We start from the raw sequence: 18,162 nt of genomic DNA on the forward strand, positions 1-18,162 counted from the left end.
GGTAATTTTGATGAAGGGTTCTGATTTAACTATACAAAGGTAAAAATGTTTTTGGCTGACTAGTCATTTTTTTGACTTGCTTTAAACAATCGTTTCTTTTCATGCTTACTTAAACTTTCATAACCTGAGGTTGAAATTTTATCTAAAATTGCGTTCAATTCATCCTCTTCAATCTCATCGGCTTCATTTTGCTCCACAAAATCCTGAATTTTTTTCTGGACAGTCATGGAGTAAGAATAAATTTTTTCTTCAGGTACGGGTCTTCTAGATTGCCTTCTTTGATAAGAATAGGCATAAAGAAATCCTAATAAGGCTCCTCCTAAATGGGCTATATTACCACCGGCGTTCGTTCCAGTGGTTTCAATCATGGACCATAAAATATAAAATGCAGCTACATATTTAATAGCGACTTCTCCAAAGATCAATAAATGCACTTTATAATTGGGTTGTAAAGTTGCTGCACCTACAACTATGGCAAAAACACTGGCAGAAGCCCCATTTAAATAAATGGGGCCTTTCATGACGAAATAGGAGAAGCTATTTAATAATAAAATGTAAGCAATAGCACCGGCTAATCCACCTAAAAAATACATTTGAATAAGGCGTTTTTGGCCTACAAAGCTATGAATGATACTGCCAAACCAATATAGGAATAGCATGTTGAAAACTAAATGGAAAATCTCAAAATGCGCAAAGAAATATGTAAAAAAGGTCCAAGGTTTATACAAGACCAATTTGGGTTGCGAAGAAAGGGCGATTTGTTCCAACAACTGATTATACCAATCTTCCTTTCCTGCCAAGGATAAAAAAACATGGCTCAATGAAATAAAAATAAATACAAAAACATTGGCCAATATAAGTCGCCACAACCCATTTTCTGGATTTTGAATGACGAGCTTGATGTCCTGCCAAATACTTTTCATTTCAATAGAAATTATTTCTTTGTGTTTTCCAAACCTTCAATAAAACTACGGCAAAAATCATTCCACCAATGTGGGCGAAATGAGCAACATTGTCCCCTTGACTTTGCTGAATGCCTGCATAGAGCTCATAAAGGCCATAAAACGTAACAAAATATTTGGCCTTGATCGGAATAGGAAATGGGAACAAAAACATTTCTGAGTTGGGGAATAAATAACCAAAAGCCATGATGATACCAAAAATAGCACCCGATGCTCCACCCAAAGCACCCATATTAATTAAGGCCTCATAATTCGAAATAACCCAGTTGATGTTGATTTGTCCACCAGGAGCCGATATGACTCCATAGTGCTGGGCATAATCAATCAAATTATCTGAATTCGGATTCGACAAAACAAGCTCTGTGGCTCTTCTTATTTCTGCAAAATCAATGAAATGTTGGATGCCCATGTATAAGAGTCCCGCTCCAATTCCACAAAAAAAGTAAAAGAAAAGAAAGCGTTGCGCACCCCAAATGCGTTCTAATAAGGAGCCAAACATATACAGTCCAAACATGTTGCCTAAAAGATGCATGAAACTAGCATGAACAAACATATAGCTGACCACCTGGAAAAAACGGAAATCACTAGCGCCAAAATAATGTAATGTGAGCAGTTCTTGAGGAAAGCCAAAGCCCTTAATCAAGTAAAGCCCCACATTAATTAACAATAAAGTACGTACTGTAGGTGTTAAGTTTTGTAGCATTTTTTTATTCTTCGTAACCCCAATCAATGGAGGTTTTCATGTCTTTTATGAGTAATCCCATGGATTTGAAAGTTGTCCTAATTTCATCCACTTTGTCGTATTGCTTACTTTGCTTAAATTCTGTATACAATTGAAGTAAGCCTTGAATCATGCTTTCCCAGTTATCAGGAAGTTCTTCTTTAATGCCTAATATATTTTCTAAGAATGAAATATAGCTAGTTTTTAATAAATCAAAGGACTTTTCTCCTATGGATTCTAAGGAAACTTGGGCAGTATACAATTGATTTATTTTCTTCAATAAGGTGAATAAATTGGCAATTGTAACAGCCGTGTTCAAATCATCATTCATGCCATCGTAACATCCTTGAACAGCTGCCTGAATTTCATCGCCGTGTTTCGTGTCGACTAGTTCAGAATTGGCATTAGCGGGAAAGGACATATTCTTGACGATTCTAAGTCCATTCGCAATACGCTTATATCCTTTTTGTGCGGCTTTTAATGCATCATTGGAAAAGTCTAAAGTACTTCTATACTGTGATTGCAGCATAAAAAAGCGAACTGTCATGGGACTGTAGGCTTGTTCCAATAAAGGGTGATTTCCACTAAATAATTCGGAGGGTAAAAATGAGTTTCCTAATGATTTGCTCATTTTTTGGCCATTTACGGTAAGCATATTAGTATGCATCCAATATCGAACAGGAGCTTTGCCATAGGTGGCTTTTGCTTGAGCAATTTCACATTCATGATGTGGGAATTTCAAGTCCATTCCACCACCATGTATATCAAATGTGTCACCTAAGTACTTATGGCTCATGCAAGTACATTCCAAATGCCAGCCAGGGAAGCCCTCTCCCCACGGTGAAGGCCAATGCATCAAATGCTCTGGAGCTGCTTTTTTCCACAAGGCAAAATCCAGGGGATTTCTTTTTTCTCCCACACCATCCAAATCTCTGGTTTCGGTCAGCAAATCCTCTAACACACGACCAGAAAGTTTTCCGTAATCTCCTCCTTGTTTGTTGTAGGTTTCTATATCAAAGTAAACTGAGCCATTGGATTCATATGCTAATCCTTTGTCTAATAAAATCTTAGTCGTTTCAATTTGCTCCATGATATGTCCCGTAGCAGTTGGTTCGATGCTCGGTGGAAGTAAATTGAATTGTTCTAACACTTGGTGGAAATTCTGGGTGTAGCGATGTACAATCTCCATAGGTTCTAGCTTTTCAAGCTTGGCCATTTTCCCAATTTTATCCTCTCCTTCATCGCCGTCACCCACTAAGTGCCCGACATCAGTGATATTTCTAACATAACGCACTTGGTAGCCAATGTGACGTAAATAGCGGTGAAGGATGTCAAATGAAGTGAAAGTCCTTAAGTTACCCAAGTGAACATAATTATAGACCGTTGGTCCACATACATATAAACCTACGTGTGGAGCATTGATGGCCGTGAATAATTCTTTTTCCCTACTGAGTGTATTGTATAATTTTAAGGCTTGCATGGTCATTATTTTCCCTTTTCAGAAGGGCTATTTGTAAAAGAACTAAAATTACTTTGATTCTTTTAAACCACCAAACGATTTATATCCCTTGAATGTTTTAAGGGAGGTCGGATTGCTCGACTCATTCTATTATCTTTGTTAAAATCTTTAAATTCCATTTAAAATCCAGCATGTATTTACGTGAAGTAGCTGAAGATAGCCAATTAAAAAAAGCATTTTTAACCTTTCCTGTTAGCTTGTATGTACTTGATGCTAATTGGATTAGACCCTTGGATTCGGACATTGAGTCGATATTTGATCCTAAGAAAAATCCACATTTTAAACACGGGGAGGCTATTCGCTGGTTGCTATTTAATGAAGAAAATCAAGTTATTGGTCGAGTTGCAGCATTTCACGATGGAAAACCAGCCAAAGAAGGAGAATTATCCGCTGGAGGTATGGGATTTTTTGAGTGTATCGAAGACGAACAAGCTGCTTTTATGTTGTTTGATGCCTGCGCTGAATGGTTAAAAAGTAGAGGATTAGAAGCCATGGATGGGCCTATCAATTTTGGAGAACGAGATAGTTTTTGGGGATTGATGGTGAAAGGATGGGAATTTGAACCTACGTATAAAATGCCTTGGACGAAAGAATATTACATCGCTTTTTTTGAGCGCTATGGTTTCAAGGATTATTTTCAACAGTATGTGTTTGTTTCTCCGGTTTCTGCAGCGAATGTAGCACCTTCCATCGAAGAAAAAGCGCAACGAATTTACCAGAATCCGAACTATGTTTTTCAGCATATTGAGAAATCAGATTTAAGTAAATATGCCGAAGATTTCAAAGTGATATTCAATGCTGCATGGGCTAAATTTCCAGGTGTTACAGCCATGAGCTCAGAACAAGCTCAAAAGTTAGTCAAGAAAATGAAGCCGATCATAGATGAGCAATTATTATGGTTTGCCTATACCGCAGAGGGAGATCCTGTGGCTTTTTTCATTGTTATTCCTGATTTGAACCAAATAGTTAAACACCTCCATGGTAAAATGAACGTTTGGGGAATGATCAAGTTTTTACTCTTGAAATGGAAAGGTGCTCTAACGCGCTGTTGTGGCGTGATTTTTGGTGTCGTGCCGGAACATCAAGGCAAAGGGGTGGAATCTGCCATAGCCCTGCGTTTCCGTCAAGCTGCCCGCGATAATCCTTTTTATCCATATGAAACCATGGATATGAATTGGGTGGGCGATTTTAATCCTAAAATGCTTCGATTTGTATCTCAGTTGGGAGCCAGCATCGATAAAACATACATTACATATCGTTATTTATTTAATCCAAACCAGCCCTTTAGTCGTTGTCCTAAAGTAGGCTAAATATTTTAAAATGAGCTTATTATCAATTGGAACAGTGGCTTTTGATGCCCTAGAAACCCCTTACGGGAAAACAGATAAAATTATCGGTGGATCTTGTACCTATATTAGTTTGTCTGCGGCATTTTTCTTGCCAAAAGTGAATGTAGTTGCCGTAGTGGGAGATGATTTTCCCAAAGAGTATATGGAAACCTTAGAAGAGAAGGGAATCGATTTGACGGGTTTACAAATTAAAGAAGGTGAAAAGACTTTCTTTTGGGCGGGAAAGTATCATAATAATATGAATACGCGAGATACTTTAGTGACGGATCTAAATGTATTGGCTGATTTTCAACCTGTTATTCCAGCTTCTTACCAAGATTGCGATTACCTAATGTTAGGAAATTTAACTCCTCAGGTACAAATCGATGCGATTCAGGGTTTGCAAAAGCGTCCAAAATTGATTGTCATGGATACGATGAATTTCTGGATGAATGTAGCCATGGATGATTTGAAACGTGTATTGAAAATGGTGGATGTGTTATGCATCAATGATGAGGAGGCTCGTCAGTTATCGGAGCAATATTCGTTGAGAATCGCAGCCAAGATGATCATGGCCATGGGACCTAAAACCTTGATTATCAAAAAAGGGGAGCACGGCGCATTGTTGTTCCAAGAAGATAAAATGTTTTACTGCCCAGCTTTGCCTTTGGAAGAAGTATTTGATCCAACAGGAGCAGGAGATACCTTTGTAGGTGGATTTATTGGTTATTTGGCTCAAAAAGATGATGTGTCTTTTGAAAGCATGCGCCAAGCCATCGTCTATGGTTCAGCCATGGCTTCCTTCTGTGTCGAAAAATTCGGTACAGAACGTTTGTTTGAGATTAGTCCTGCCGACTTAGAATCTCGTGTGAATGAGTTTAGAGAATTAGCTAGGTTTTAAGCTCCTACCATCACCACATGTATTTCATCCAGGTTCAAGTACTGATTCGCTATGTCGCGCAGTTCTTGAGCTTGGCATTGAATAACTTGGCTTTGAAATTGATCGTAGAAGTCAGGCGCTAAGTTTTCAAGCTGAATGACTTTGATTTTTTCAGCGATATCAAATGCCTGGGTGAGTTCCCCAGTAAAACTTCCCATCAAATAGTTTTTGACTAGTTCTAATTCTTCTTCGGGAACCAGTTCATTTTGCAAAATTCGAATCTCTTTTTTGATTTCCTCTAAGGTTTGTTCACTATTTTCCCCATTGACATCGGTGCCAGTAACCCAATACGATGATTCATGTAAAGGAACAATGGAAGAAGATATACCATAGGTAAAACCTTTATCTTCACGAATGTTATTTTGAAGTCTTGATCCAAAGTAACCACCTAATATGGTGTTTAGAATACTGAATTTAAAGTAATCGGGATGATTTCTACCAATGGCTAATTTCCCGGCTCTAATGGAGGTTTGTAAGGCGCCCTCACGACGTTCGTGTTCGATTTTGGCAAGTTGTGGTTTAACCAATGGTAAATTGTCAGGCCATGGCATCTCAAAGCTAAGATGACCAATAAATCGATCTAATAAAGTCAATTCTTGGTCAGTAATTTTCCCGGAAAGGAAAATAATAGGTTTGACATTTGCCCAAGTAGAGGTGTAGAAATCAAATAAATCATTTCGACTTAAATCGGATAAACTTTCGGGTGATGAATGTCGACCATAAACATGATTGCCAAATACTTGACCTCGGAATAATTGACTTGCGGCAAACGATGTTTTTTGCCAATTAAGTTTATTTTTTTGGATTTCAATCGCGATTTCTTTTTCGTATTCCTCTTGACTAAAAGTGGCTTCCTTTAGTATATCGGCTACCCTAGGTATCAGTGATTCAAAATGTTTATTTAAGCCATAAACTGAAAAAGTTGCATTATCAAGGTTGGCATGGATATCCCAAAATGCACCTGAAAAGTCAAATGCCTCATGTATTACTTGTGCGGAGTGTGCGTGAGTTCCCCGTTTCATGAGATTAGCCACCATGTTAGCTAAGCCTGCCTTTGCTCCATATTTAGACCCAGCTGAACTAATAATTTCCAATTTAAAAACAGGTTGCTCTCCTAGATTAATGGAATATACGGGTATTCCATTGCTCAGATGAAAAACATCTACATTTGGAAATTTCACAAGTTCAATGGGAAAAGCAGGAGGAGGCGTGGAGCGGTCTAGCATGGTATATTAGGGTAAAAAACAAATGACATTCCAAGGAATGTCATTTGAAATCAAAACAAGTATGTTAGCTTATTTCTTAGAAGCACCGTTGTTGATAGCAGCCAATAAAGACACACGAAGTGTATTAGCTAATGGACTACCAGAACCTGTTGGAACTAAGTAAGCAAAATCAAATCCGTATTTTTGGTCTAATTTAAAACCTACACCGAAGGTGAAATATTTACGATTACCTTTCATTTCGCTTTCATTGAAATAACCTGTTCTTAAAGCAAATGAATTGTTGAATAAGTATTCAGCACCGATTGAAGTAGTAATCTCTTTCAACTCTTCGCCGAATCCGTCTGGTGCATCAAACAATGAACTAAAGATACCACCGATAGCTGTTGCATCGTTTGGATCATTTCCAACCTTAGCACCATTGGCATCGATTGAATAAGGAGTAGGAACCATTAACTTGTTGAAGTCTAAGGTGAAAGTTAAACGATTTCCTTCAGAAATGTCTTTGGTAGTAGCCATACCAAAACGTAAGTTCGTTGGAATGAAGTTTTTGTCTACACCACCATAAGAAACTTTACCCGAGATATTAGATAAAACTAAACCGTAAGTATATTTCCATTCTTTTGCAGAAACACTGTTCCAATACAAAGCTACGTCAGCAGCTACAGTTTGTGCAGGTTTCATAGCTACACCTGAACCATTCGTTCCTGTATAGTTTCCTAATAAGTTGGAGTTGATGTATTTTAAATTAACACCTAAAGATAATGTGTTGGATAATTTACGAGCGTGAGTAGCAGTAATGGCATATTCTTTTGAATTGAAATTACCTGCACTTTGTCCTGTTGAAGTAGTTGCTTGGAATAATCCTTGATCAAAATAGTTAATTGAAAATCCAAATGCTTGATCTTTACTTGTCTTTTTGTATCCAGCGATATTATAAAGAGCCATATCATTTACCAAGTTTCTCAACCAAGGAGTATAAGATATAGAGAATCCTAAGTCCTTCTCAGCAGTAGCTAATTTAGCAGGATTCCAATATATGGCGTTTACATCCGATGAAATAGCGACACCAGCATCTCCCATACCAGCCGAACGTGCATCTGGAGCAACATTCAAGAATAACATGGTTGGTGTAGGAATTCTTCCTGAATTTATTTGACCAGAAACTAATGCTTGTCCAAAAGCATAAGAACTAATCAAACCTGCTACCAAGGTTAATAAGGCTTTTGGGAATAATGAATTGTTTGTCGTCATTGTTTAAAAAAATTAGAGAGTCTGTTCAGCGTAAAGCGAAGACCAAAAATAGGCATTTTTACGCTAATTGTTGTTTTATAAGCTAAAATATTTGTCAAAATTTATTTTAAGGTAGCTAATTTGCCCTTGTACTTCCGAAAGTTTGAGCCTCTTATATCTTTAATTTCAAGTATATAATAAGCCCCTAATCCCATATTTCTTGTCTCAATATCATCGAATACAAAAGAAAGTTCCATGTATTCCGTTCCGCTACCTTGTAAATTTCCCATTTTTTCTACAATTGTTTGACCTAAAAGGTTGATAATTTTCAAATTATATGGGTAATCTGACCAGAATTTATCTTGCAAAAGGCGGAAGGTCAACTGATCTTTAAATGGATTTGGATAAACTAAGCAAAAACTAGCAGTAAGATTCTCTTGCGAAACTTGAAAACGAAACGTTGACTCGCTCATGTTATTGTTTACATCGAAACATTTTACCTCAATTTTGTATTCCCCAGGAGGTAGATTTTGTAACGGATATATCACTGTCCCTTCGTTGGATGAACCTGTTTTTGGTTTGAAATATTCCAGTAGTGGGACTTTTAGTGTGTCGTTAACCAACAAATAACTAATTTCCCCATTGATTTTTTGCCATAAAAATCCCACATTATCTTTTAATTGAATTTCAACTTGGGGTTTTGAGCTAGTAGCCTCAATATTGGGCTCGTTGGCCAAGCCAATTTGAATACTGGGTCCTTGTGTATCTACTATGGGCAGATTGCTGAATTTGAGATAGATGCTTTTAGCCCCAGCCCAGACCTTTCCCGCTTTATCTTTGGCTAGTACTTTTAAAGTTATATTCTGTTGGTTATTAAAAGTTGGAGGAATACTTTTTGGAGAAAATGAGAGCTTTCCATTCGAAATCTTGCTTGAAATTTTCCAAAATAATTCTCCATCCATTTCATAGGAATAAGCCGGAGATTTAGTCCCTAAGGTTTTTTGAGCACGCTTTGGACCGAATAAATACAATTCTACTTCCTCTACATTGGCTGGTATGGGCAAGGTGACAAGAGTTTCAGATCCTACCAGAAGTGTATCTATTGGTAGGTTGATGGGCTGATAGCTCCAAGGTAATGCCAGAGAAGGATCTCCTAGTAAACTGATATTTCGATTGATAACCCCTGCATGGCTTTGGTTTTTGGTATCTCGAAACAAATCTCCCATTCGGTAATTGATATCATGGCTATTTGCTTGAATAAGTTGATAAAATGCTTGACCAAAGACATAATTGCTGCTTTGAAATACAGGTCTAGTGGTACTAATTAGACCAATGGCTCCACCTCGATCTGAAATGATGCTTAATTCGGCACCTGATAAAACATTGGGGTCATCAAATCTCCCAAATTGACATGTGGCAGTCAGTACCCAGGGAAGATGTTGTGCATTAATCATTTTTTGAATATCCTCCGTAGTCCAAATTTTTTCATCTGCCCAAACTGTTTCTGCCCCATGACCAATATAATGGATGAAATCTCCTTGTTTTTCCCAAGCCTTTTTTACCTGTAATTTAGTGGCTGACGAGGTATATACTCCGTTATTTACTGTCATGGGATATTGATCTAAGTAAATCTTTTGCTTCGGAAAAACGGGATTACTTTTGGCTAAACTTGAAGAAAAATCTTCTGCATCCTGAATATGTATATTGGAATCGCCATCATCAGCAATCCAAGCAAATTGAAAAAAGGAAACTCCAGCAGATTTTTGTTTTTCACTATAGTCAATGAGTTTATTGATCAAAACCATAGCTTCTTGAGGATTTCTAGCGGGTAATCTACCCACTCCAATAGTTAGACTTTCATTGATAGCAAAATCTCCTTCTGTCCATTCCCCTTGTCCGGGAGCCAGCAGCCCGTAGTAGTCGTCCGAAGCATAGCTCAGTAAAGGGTGGAATGATTCTCTACTTTCATACGTAGGAATATAACTTGCTTTTTCTGAGGCAGTGGCAATTGAATTTTTGTTTTTATAATCGACAGAAGCATCCCCTAATAGTAGGACATACTTTAAAAGAGCGTCAGGTCTATTTTTTTGATCAAACAAATAATCACGGATAGCCGATACATCTTGTTTTCCACCGGAGTATTCATGGTAAATTAATTCGCTAGTAATGACGGTGGTTTTGATGTTGGCCTTGGCGTTTTTGTATTCAGCAAGTTTTTCTGCGGCAACTTGTAAAGCTGGACTAGTTACGATGATCAGTTCACTGGCTGGACCATGCTTAATGTCTTGATTTTCAATATGCTGAATAAAAGTGGGGGTATTTAGTTTACTAGGATCAAATAATAACATTTGACTTCCCGGTTTCGAAGTTATTTCCCCTTTGGCAGTTGAATTATTTAAACTAAGCCAATCTTGTTCCCCATTTTTAAACCAAATTTGGTGTTGCTTGCTTAGATTTTGGATGGAAATGCTAAAGGTAGAATCTTGTATATTGTTGAAGTAGTACAACGGATTTTCATTGGCGGCATTCAGCAATCTGGGATAATTCAGGGAAAGGCTATTGAGGTAACCTGTACCTACAGAATTGGTGTAATTAATTTTCCAAGACCATTGGTTATTTTTAACGGTCGGAAAAAGCCAAACGGAGAATTCTTTGGTTTGGATTTTTTGATCATATCGATCTCCAGAAATACTTCCTAAGGTCCAAGGGGATAGTGTATTGTTTTCTATTGTAAACGCAAAAGAACCTTCCTTTACCGAGCTTGAAGCTAATTGCCCGAACAGCTGAACCGCTTTTCCTTCTTTATAATCCTTGATGGGATATTGAATAATTTTTTCATTATTCCCATAAAAAGCATCTCCGAGCCATTGCCTTCCCGATTGAATAGCATTTGTCAAATCAGGTTGATAGTGAAAGTGTGACCAAGCATAATCGATATTGGGTTCTAGGCCTGCTTCCCAATTGATTTGTTTGATTCTGCTGCTTTTGGGGCTATCCCAACGGATAAAATAGAAAGCAGAGTCACTGTATGGATGGGTAGAAGTTTTCCATTTTTTCTGTTCATTATCCCAATTAGTCACGTGTGAGGACTCAGCGAAAAAGCAAATTTGTTCATTCTCATCCCAAATTCCATTTTCTTCTCCCAGAAATAAGCTAGCAATAGGTACTAAGTCATTTGTTCTAGGACTCGTATTCAGTTGGGGCAATACACCTCGTTGACCTTGGTAGACAACTACTTTTTGCGGATTGATGCGGCTAGGATCAATCTTATTTTTACGGAGCCATTCTTTATTTATTTGATAGACGCCCGTTTGGCTTATGGCAATTTTAGTCCAAGTTCCTTCTGATAAGACGGAATGAGTTTGTGATAAGCTAATGAAGGGGAAGAATAAAATATATATGAAACCCAAGAAAAAAAGTCCAGGATTAATCGGTGGATTGGTTTTCCAATAAGCTAACTTGGGCATTTTTGGCTACTAAATAGAGTTTTCCGCTAATCTGTTCTTTGCAAATGTAACGTGTTCTACGAAGTTTCCCTTTGACTAGGCGTAGGTTTTTTAGAAAAAACAATTGGTTCTCTGCTAATTCATGTAAACTAATCAGGGGTGTTTCTGGATCAAATGTTTTTAAAACCTCCACTAAGGGAGTATACATGGATGAAGAAGCCGTTGGGTTTTTCAGGTAGGTTTGTAATACCCTAACAAAGGGCTCTGGAAGCAATTCAGGATCAAGGATTGGTTCAAACAACTTGTAGAATTCCTGTTTCCATTCCTTGCCATGAGGAGAAACTTTATTTTTAAATGCTAAATAGGTTGTTAAATGGGCTACTTCATGAATGTAAGTAACCAAAAAAGCATAGGGATTTAGGTTGTGATTGACGGTAATCTGATGTCCTTTTTTGGGAGAAAAACGGTAGTCGCCTAATTTGGAACCCCGTTCTTTGCTGACGATAAAGTCAAAGGAGTAATCTTGCCAAAGCTGAAAACAATACTCAGCTACGCTGGCAGGGAAATGATCGAAAAAGGATTGTATTCTTTTGCTTTTGACCATTGGGAAAAGGGCATAAAAAAAGTCCTTCGCAAGCGAAGGACCTTTCTCTCTTTTGCTTCGAAATTATTTCGCAGCAGCAGTGTCAGCAGCAGCAGTGTCAGCAGCAGCAGTATCAACAGCAGCAGCAGCAGCAGTATCAACAGCTACAGTGTCAGCAGCAGCTTCAGTTTTTTTCTCACCACAAGATGCCAAAGTTACCATTGCAGCAACGAAAGCTAGAGCGAATACTTTTTTCATTTTTTTGATATTTAAGGTTTGAGCTACAAAACTAATGGAATGATTTGTATCTACCAATTATTTTGACAAAAATTTTAAGAAATTTTTAAGTATTGGGATGCAAATATTTGAAAAATGCCCATTTAATTCACAATAGGCCTGTTTTTGAATCTTAAGAATATTAAGTAAATCTTAAGTATTTGTAATAATGGAATGAATTTAGCGAATTAAATCCTTGAAACGGTCGTAAAAACCACTGCTTTTGAAGGTAAAAGATTTGTGTAAAACATAGTTTGATACAAAACTAAAACCCATCCCATTGATGGTAGTCAGTACTTGAGTCAGGTTGATTTTTTTGACAGAATAGGGAATTTGCCAGTAAAAATCATGCATGATTATATTCAATCCACGGTAAGGTATCACGCTAAAAAACCACGTGACAAATCCTGAAAAAGAGGCTACCATCAAGAATTTGATCATTTCTCTTCTGGTTTGTTGCGACTGCCGAGCATTGAAGGCAAACAGTTTGGTTAAAATAAAACCGACAACCAGAGAGATGTAGTAAGCAGGTAAAATGGACTCTTCGTAGGAAACTTTAAACCAATCTTTAATAAGTCCTCCTGACACCAGTTGAACGACAGCTCCAGTTCCTGCAATGAGGAAATAGGCGAATAGGTCTTTTTTATTAAATAGTTTAGAGTTCGATTTGCTCAAAATGGCGGAAGGTTAGAATACACTTTTTACTAAGCTAGGGTAAACACCTAAGATGATGGTACCCAACGTACAAGCCCAAAGTGCCATTTTGAATAGTGCAGGAATTTCTATTTTTTCGATCTCGCCAGCTTTTAAGTAGACAGCGATAATGCCTTTGAAATAATAGTAAATACCTACAGCCGACATTAAGATGGCCAAAATAACGGGGTAGATGATATTTCTACTAAAGGTATCTGAGAAGATAAAAAACTTACCCCAGAAACCAGCCGTTAATGGAATACCTGCCAAAGAAAGCATAGAAATCGTGAAGCAAAATGCTAAACCAGGGTTGTTTTTAGCTAAACCCTCAAATGAACTGAAGTTTTCTGGTTTTTCTACTCGCGCACTTTGGTATTCTGAAACTAAAATCAATACGGCAAATGCAACTACTGTGGCAAGGGTGTAGGATAGTGAGTAAAATAGGATACTAGAAGTGGTAGTAATTTGCTTGGAACTAACGGTTAACAAGAGATATCCTGCATGTGAAATACTTGAAAAGGCAAGCATTCTTTTGACACTTTGCTGGTAAACAGCTGAGATGTTTCCTACGACCAGGGTTAACATACTGATGAAGTAAACAGGCAGTACCCAAACGGTATATAGGCTGCCAAAAATACCAGAAACCAAATGGAATAAGGCAGCAAAGCTAGCCGTTTTCACAATCGTTGACATAAACATGGTAAAGATGGTCGGGGCACCTTCATATACATCAGGAGTCCAAAAATGGAAAGGTGCAGCAGATACTTTAAATAATAATCCAACGATGACTAATAACACACCAATGAATAAGAAACTTGGAATAGATTCAGGAGCGGTATTGGTAAGAATGGTTCCGATATTGGAAATGTAGAATGATCGAGTCGCACCATAAACGAGGGTTATACCAAAAAGTAAAATGCCTGTAGTGAAAGATCCCATTAGGAAGTACTTAATGGCCGCTTCATTGGATCTAAGATTTCTTTTATCACTACCCGTCAAAACGTACATTGCTACCGATAAGATTTCCAATCCCACAAATAAAACAATCATGTGGTCAAATGAAACCATCAATATTGCTCCTACCACTGAAAATAGCATGATGGCATAATATTCTGCCGGATGTGTATGTTCATCATCTTGGCCAAATGCTTTGGAAAATGCCACGACAAAAAAGGCCGCTAATTGTAAGATGAGGCTAAAATTAATGGAGGTATTGGTGGTACGGAACATATTTCCAAACCATAATAATTCATGATTCCAGTCGGAAACGGTCAAAGCCATGGACACCACTAAAAACAATAGGGTGATCAATTGTATTGTTTTTCTTGGGAACCAAAATCCTAAGAATAAATTACTAATGCCAAAAAGAGATAAAGCAATGATAGCCGTCATAATTGTATGCGATGCTGTTTATATATTTTGTGGTTTCTACTTTAACAAAGAAACCAAAGCCTGAACACCAGGTTCAGTGAAATTTAAAATCCATGTAGGGTAAACACCACCCGCTAAAACTAATGCGCAAAGTGGAATTAATACCCATTTCTCGGCTGCACTTAAGTCTTCAAAGTCTTTAGTGATACGTGAAAAGTTGCCAAACATTGTTTTTTGAATCAGACGTAAAGTATATACAGCACCTAAAATAATGGTGATACCTGCCACTATACCTAAAATCATGTCATAGTCAAAAACACTTTTTAATAGTAAAAACTCACCGATGAATCCATTGGTTAAAGGCAAGGCTACTGAACCTAAACTTAAAATGACAAAAGCTACCGTTAACACGTAAGAGTATTGAGTAATACCCCCTAGCTGTGCTATTTCTCTCGATTTTGTTCTTCTTTCTATGATTTCAATGATGAAGAACAAGCCTACTATATTGATACCATGAGATAGCATTTGATATAAAGCTCCTTGGATACCTTCTAAGCTCTGGCTTAGAATACCTGCTGACATCAATCCAACGTGCGCAAAAGATGAATAGGCTAATAAGCGTTTTGCATCTTTTTGTTGAATGGCAATAATAGAACCGTAAATGATTCCTATAACCGATAAAATAACCGCCGTATTTCCCCAAGTAATGATTCCTAAAGGGAACATGGGTAATACCAAACGGATTAGTCCATAAGTACCCATTTTCAACATAATCCCTGAAAGAAGCATCGTAGCTTGGGTTGGAGCTACCGTGTACGTATCTGGCTGCCAAGTGTGGAAAGGGAATATGGGCATTTTGATAGCAAAAGCAATAAAAAAGGCTAAGAATAAATTCCCTTGAATATGTTCTGGCAACATGATTGCCGTTTGGTATAAGGTTTCTATATCCGATGAATGACTTCCTGGAGTAACTAAATACACATAAATTAAACCAATCAACAAGAATAAAGAACCAAATAAGGTATAAACAAAGAATTTGAACGTAATCGCATTTTTGTTTTCTCCTCCATAAATAGCTGCTAAGAAATAAATGGGTAGTAAAGAAGCTTCAAAGAAAAAGTAGAATAAAAAGGCATCTTTAGCAAGAAATGCTCCCATTAAGGCTGTTTGCATAGCGAGCATTAAACCTTGGTATTGGGAATTGTTGGCTTTATCCGAATTAGCGGTAGTGGCCACAATGAAGGGAACCATCAAGGCACATAGCGCTATTAGAATGCCATTTACCCCATCTACCCAAAGAGAAAATGAAATACCTGCCTCTTCAATCCATGGTTTGGTGAATACTAAACCATTTTCAGCAGCAGCGGCATCTTTTAATACCAATAGGGTAGCAACTAATTCAATGATGGACGCTATCAAAGAGATCGCAAACGCCTGTTTAGGCTTTGCAACCAAAAGAATGGCGCCTATAACAAGTGGGAAAAAGAGTATAAATAGTAATGACATACCTTATTATTTCAAAGATGAATTATAATATTCGTGAACGAAGTGTTAAAACTAAGATAAGCGCTATAGATACAACCATCATAAAAATATAGTAACCTACATTTCCAGTTTGAGCTTTTCTAATTTCATCTGAAGCCGTTTTAACTGTTTTTCCAACACCTTCCACAATTAAGTCAATCACCAAGAAATCAACCACTTGCGCAAAGAAGGTGGATAATACTTGGATCGGACGAACAAATACGAAATCGTATAATTCATCAATATAGAACTTACGATAAATGAATTTTTGAATGCCTTGAATCGACTCATCATTTCCAGGAACCGCTTTTTGAATTCCGAAATAATAGATAGCAAAAATGGCGGGTAGGAATGCCGCTAATAAAGGAGCGCCCATTTCTAAACTGAAGAATGAAACCTCTCCAGCGGTGTGTGGCTCTGGTAAGATAGGGGCTAACCAATGCGCTAGGAACTCATTACCACCTGCAAAATGAGGCAGATTAATGAAACCTCCTCCTACAGAGAATACCGCTAAGATGATCAAAGGGATCGTCATGCTCCAAGGTGATTCATGTAAATGATGAGCCTGCTTTTCTGTTCCTCTAAAATCACCCCAAAAAGTTAGAATGAATACGCGGAACATGTAAAAGGAAGTCAAAGCCGAACCTAAAATAGCTAAACACCACATGGCAAAATCATGGTGGTATAATGCAGCTAAGATTTCATCCTTAGAAAAGAATCCAGCAAAAGGGGGAATACCAGATATCGCAATAGTACCTAATAGGAAAGTCAAATAGGTAATGGGCATTTTACTTTTTAATCCTCCCATTTTACGAATGTCTTGTTCATCCGACATCGCATGGATAACCGATCCAGCTCCTAAGAACAACAAAGCTTTGAAAAAAGCGTGAGTCATTACATGGAAAAATGAAGCAGTGTAAGCAGATGCTCCTAGACCCATGAACATATATCCCAATTGAGAAACAGTTGAATAGGCCAATACTTTTTTGATGTCATTTTGGAAAAGACCAATGGCAGCACCTAATAAAGCTGTCGCTAAGCCAATCCAACCGACAAAATGTAAAACTTCTGGGCTTAATTCAAATAAGGCATTAGCACGAATAACCATGTAAATACCTGCCGTAACCATGGTAGCAGCGTGTATCAATGCAGAAACCGGTGTTGGACCAGCCATGGCATCTGGTAACCAAGTAAATAAAGGTATTTGGGCAGATTTACCCATGGCACCAATGAATAGACAGAATGCGATAAGACCCATATTCCCTACTTCTGTGCCGTCTTTAATCGTTGAAAAAATCGTTTGATAATCCGTCGTTCCAAATTCTTGAATTAATAAGAAGATACCGACTAAGAAACCCAAATCACCTATACGGTTCATGATGAAGGCCTTTCTGGCGGCATCCCCATAACTGTTTTTCTGATTCCAGAATCCGATTAATAAATATGAACATAAACCAACCCCTTCCCATCCGATGAATAAGACGGTGAAGTTAGCTCCTAAAACCAAGATCAACATAAAGAAGATAAACAGGTTTAAGAAGGAGAAGAACTTGCCAAATCCTGCATCATGAGCCATGTAACCCATGGAATACAAGTGAATTAAGGTGCCTACTCCAGTAATAACCAAAAGCATCATGATGGATAGGGCGTCGATCTGGAAAGCAAATGGAATGCTTAAATCTGCCACTTTGATCCAATCCGCTAATTGAATGATTTGTGTCTGACCGTCAAAATTTAAAAATAGTTGAAGGGAGATCACAAAGGCTACCAAAGGAGGGATGGTTCCCACGATTCCAGCGATTGATTTCGATAATTTCGGATAAGCCAAACCATTGATGGCAAAACCAATCAGTGGTAAAAGAGGAATTAATAGAAGTAATGACATAGTCGAATATGCGATGAAATTGTGCTGAAATTAATTTTTTAACTTATTAAGCACACCAATATCGATGCTTTGAATGTTACGATAAATCATAACGATAATCGCCAATCCCACAGCCACTTCGGCAGCAGCTACGGCCATAATAAAAAAGACAAATATTTGACCCGATGGATCCGAATAATACGAAGAAAACGCCGCTAGCAATAAATTCACCGCGTTGAGCATCAATTCGATTGCCATAAAAACAATGATGGCATTTCGGCGAGTTAGCACACCCAAGATTCCAATACAAAACAATGCTGAGCTCAGCATGATGTAATTGGTCAATGGAATGGTACGAATTATTTCTGGTATGGATTGCATGGTAAAAATGTAAGAGTCAAATAAACAAATTGCCTATTCAAACGAATGCTTTTATGCGGGGCAAAAATAGGAAATAAACTGACAAAATAGAAATTATC

At 37.7% G+C, this 18,162-nt stretch carries 15 protein-coding genes; 2 read left to right on the forward strand and 13 right to left on the reverse strand.

What is annotated here, in order from left to right; genetic code table 11:
• Positions 1-59: 59 nt before the first annotated feature.
• The 3 genes from G9H65_RS02975 to cysS are packed head-to-tail and all read right to left on the reverse strand — an operon-like array spanning position 60 to position 3,163.
• Complete coding sequence (locus tag G9H65_RS02975; RefSeq protein WP_166373838.1) at positions 60-923, reverse strand: rhomboid family protein; 864 nt, start codon at positions 921-923, stop codon at positions 60-62.
• A gap of 1 nt (position 924) precedes the next feature.
• Positions 925-1,665, reverse strand: a complete 741-nt coding sequence (locus tag G9H65_RS02980) for a rhomboid family intramembrane serine protease (protein WP_166373839.1) — start codon at positions 1,663-1,665, stop codon at positions 925-927.
• A 4-nt stretch (positions 1,666-1,669) separates the two neighbouring features.
• The gene (gene cysS, locus G9H65_RS02985; RefSeq protein WP_166373840.1) at positions 1,670-3,163 is read right to left on the reverse strand and encodes a cysteine--tRNA ligase; all 1,494 of its coding nucleotides are present in this window, start codon (positions 3,161-3,163) and stop codon (positions 1,670-1,672) included.
• Between the two features lie 170 nt (positions 3,164-3,333).
• On the opposite strand from cysS, the gene G9H65_RS02990 reads away from it, so the two are divergent.
• Both G9H65_RS02990 and G9H65_RS02995 read left to right on the forward strand, forming a co-directional pair.
• Complete coding sequence (locus G9H65_RS02990) at positions 3,334-4,512, forward strand: hypothetical protein (protein ID WP_166373841.1); 1,179 nt, start codon at positions 3,334-3,336, stop codon at positions 4,510-4,512.
• Between the two features lie 10 nt (positions 4,513-4,522).
• Complete coding sequence (locus tag G9H65_RS02995; protein ID WP_166373842.1) at positions 4,523-5,431, forward strand: PfkB family carbohydrate kinase; 909 nt, start codon at positions 4,523-4,525, stop codon at positions 5,429-5,431.
• Here the strand turns inward: G9H65_RS02995 and G9H65_RS03000 are convergent.
• From G9H65_RS03000 to nuoK, 10 genes are all read right to left on the reverse strand, one after another.
• Positions 5,428-6,696: a M16 family metallopeptidase gene (locus G9H65_RS03000; RefSeq protein ID WP_166373843.1), complete on the reverse strand. Its 1,269-nt coding sequence runs from the start codon at positions 6,694-6,696 to the stop codon at positions 5,428-5,430. The genes G9H65_RS02995 and G9H65_RS03000 overlap by 4 nt on opposite strands.
• Positions 6,697-6,765: 69 nt before the next feature.
• Positions 6,766-7,947 (reverse strand): type IX secretion system outer membrane channel protein PorV, encoded by a 1,182-nt coding sequence (porV, locus tag G9H65_RS03005; RefSeq protein ID WP_166373844.1) that lies wholly within the window; start codon positions 7,945-7,947, stop codon positions 6,766-6,768.
• Positions 7,948-8,048: 101 nt separating this feature from the next.
• A complete protein-coding gene (gene porU, locus G9H65_RS03010; protein ID WP_166373845.1) occupies positions 8,049-11,393 on the reverse strand; it encodes a type IX secretion system sortase PorU in 3,345 nt (1,114 codons plus the stop codon).
• Positions 11,353-11,976 (reverse strand): SprT-like domain-containing protein, encoded by a 624-nt coding sequence (locus G9H65_RS03015; RefSeq protein ID WP_166373846.1) that lies wholly within the window; start codon positions 11,974-11,976, stop codon positions 11,353-11,355. The genes porU and G9H65_RS03015 overlap by 41 nt, the downstream gene beginning before the upstream one ends.
• Positions 11,977-12,039: 63 nt before the next feature.
• Positions 12,040-12,270, reverse strand: coding sequence for a hypothetical protein (locus G9H65_RS03020; protein ID WP_166373215.1), 231 nt, complete (start codon positions 12,268-12,270; stop codon positions 12,040-12,042).
• Between the two features lie 141 nt (positions 12,271-12,411).
• Positions 12,412-12,906 carry a GtrA family protein gene (locus G9H65_RS03025; RefSeq protein ID WP_166373847.1) on the reverse strand — a complete coding sequence of 165 codons (495 nt, stop codon included), beginning with the start codon at positions 12,904-12,906 and terminating at the stop codon, positions 12,412-12,414.
• 12 nt (positions 12,907-12,918) lie between these two features.
• Positions 12,919-14,316 carry an NADH-quinone oxidoreductase subunit N gene (locus G9H65_RS03030; RefSeq protein ID WP_166373848.1) on the reverse strand — a complete coding sequence of 466 codons (1,398 nt, stop codon included), beginning with the start codon at positions 14,314-14,316 and terminating at the stop codon, positions 12,919-12,921.
• 36 nt (positions 14,317-14,352) lie between these two features.
• Positions 14,353-15,801: a complex I subunit 4 family protein gene (locus G9H65_RS03035; protein WP_166373849.1), complete on the reverse strand. Its 1,449-nt coding sequence runs from the start codon at positions 15,799-15,801 to the stop codon at positions 14,353-14,355.
• A gap of 22 nt (positions 15,802-15,823) precedes the next feature.
• Positions 15,824-17,704 (reverse strand): NADH-quinone oxidoreductase subunit L, encoded by a 1,881-nt coding sequence (gene nuoL, locus G9H65_RS03040; protein ID WP_166373850.1) that lies wholly within the window; start codon positions 17,702-17,704, stop codon positions 15,824-15,826.
• Between the two features lie 30 nt (positions 17,705-17,734).
• A complete protein-coding gene (gene nuoK, locus G9H65_RS03045; protein WP_109324234.1) occupies positions 17,735-18,064 on the reverse strand; it encodes an NADH-quinone oxidoreductase subunit NuoK in 330 nt (109 codons plus the stop codon).
• Between the last annotated feature and the right edge of the window lie 98 nt (positions 18,065-18,162).

The sequence above is a fragment of the Aquirufa ecclesiirivi genome (assembly GCF_011250515.1).
In the GTDB taxonomy this organism is placed as follows: Bacteria; Bacteroidota; Bacteroidia; order Cytophagales; family Spirosomataceae; genus Aquirufa; species Aquirufa ecclesiirivi.

Coding starts and splice junctions, on each gene's coding strand:
- G9H65_RS02975 (WP_166373838.1), bottom strand. CDS start 923: ATGAAAAGTATTTGGCAGGACATCAAGCTCGTCATTCAAAATCCAGAA.
- G9H65_RS02980 (WP_166373839.1), bottom strand. CDS start 1,665: ATGCTACAAAACTTAACACCTACAGTACGTACTTTATTGTTAATTAAT.
- cysS (WP_166373840.1), bottom strand. CDS start 3,163: ATGCAAGCCTTAAAATTATACAATACACTCAGTAGGGAAAAAGAATTA.
- G9H65_RS02990 (WP_166373841.1), top strand. CDS start 3,334: ATGTATTTACGTGAAGTAGCTGAAGATAGCCAATTAAAAAAAGCATTT.
- G9H65_RS02995 (WP_166373842.1), top strand. CDS start 4,523: ATGAGCTTATTATCAATTGGAACAGTGGCTTTTGATGCCCTAGAAACC.
- G9H65_RS03000 (WP_166373843.1), bottom strand. CDS start 6,696: ATGCTAGACCGCTCCACGCCTCCTCCTGCTTTTCCCATTGAACTTGTG.
- porV (WP_166373844.1), bottom strand. CDS start 7,947: ATGACGACAAACAATTCATTATTCCCAAAAGCCTTATTAACCTTGGTA.
- porU (WP_166373845.1), bottom strand. CDS start 11,393: ATGCCCAAGTTAGCTTATTGGAAAACCAATCCACCGATTAATCCTGGA.
- G9H65_RS03015 (WP_166373846.1), bottom strand. CDS start 11,976: ATGGTCAAAAGCAAAAGAATACAATCCTTTTTCGATCATTTCCCTGCC.
- G9H65_RS03030 (WP_166373848.1), bottom strand. CDS start 14,316: ATGACGGCTATCATTGCTTTATCTCTTTTTGGCATTAGTAATTTATTC.
- G9H65_RS03035 (WP_166373849.1), bottom strand. CDS start 15,801: ATGTCATTACTATTTATACTCTTTTTCCCACTTGTTATAGGCGCCATT.
- nuoL (WP_166373850.1), bottom strand. CDS start 17,704: ATGTCATTACTTCTATTAATTCCTCTTTTACCACTGATTGGTTTTGCC.
- nuoK (WP_109324234.1), bottom strand. CDS start 18,064: ATGCAATCCATACCAGAAATAATTCGTACCATTCCATTGACCAATTAC.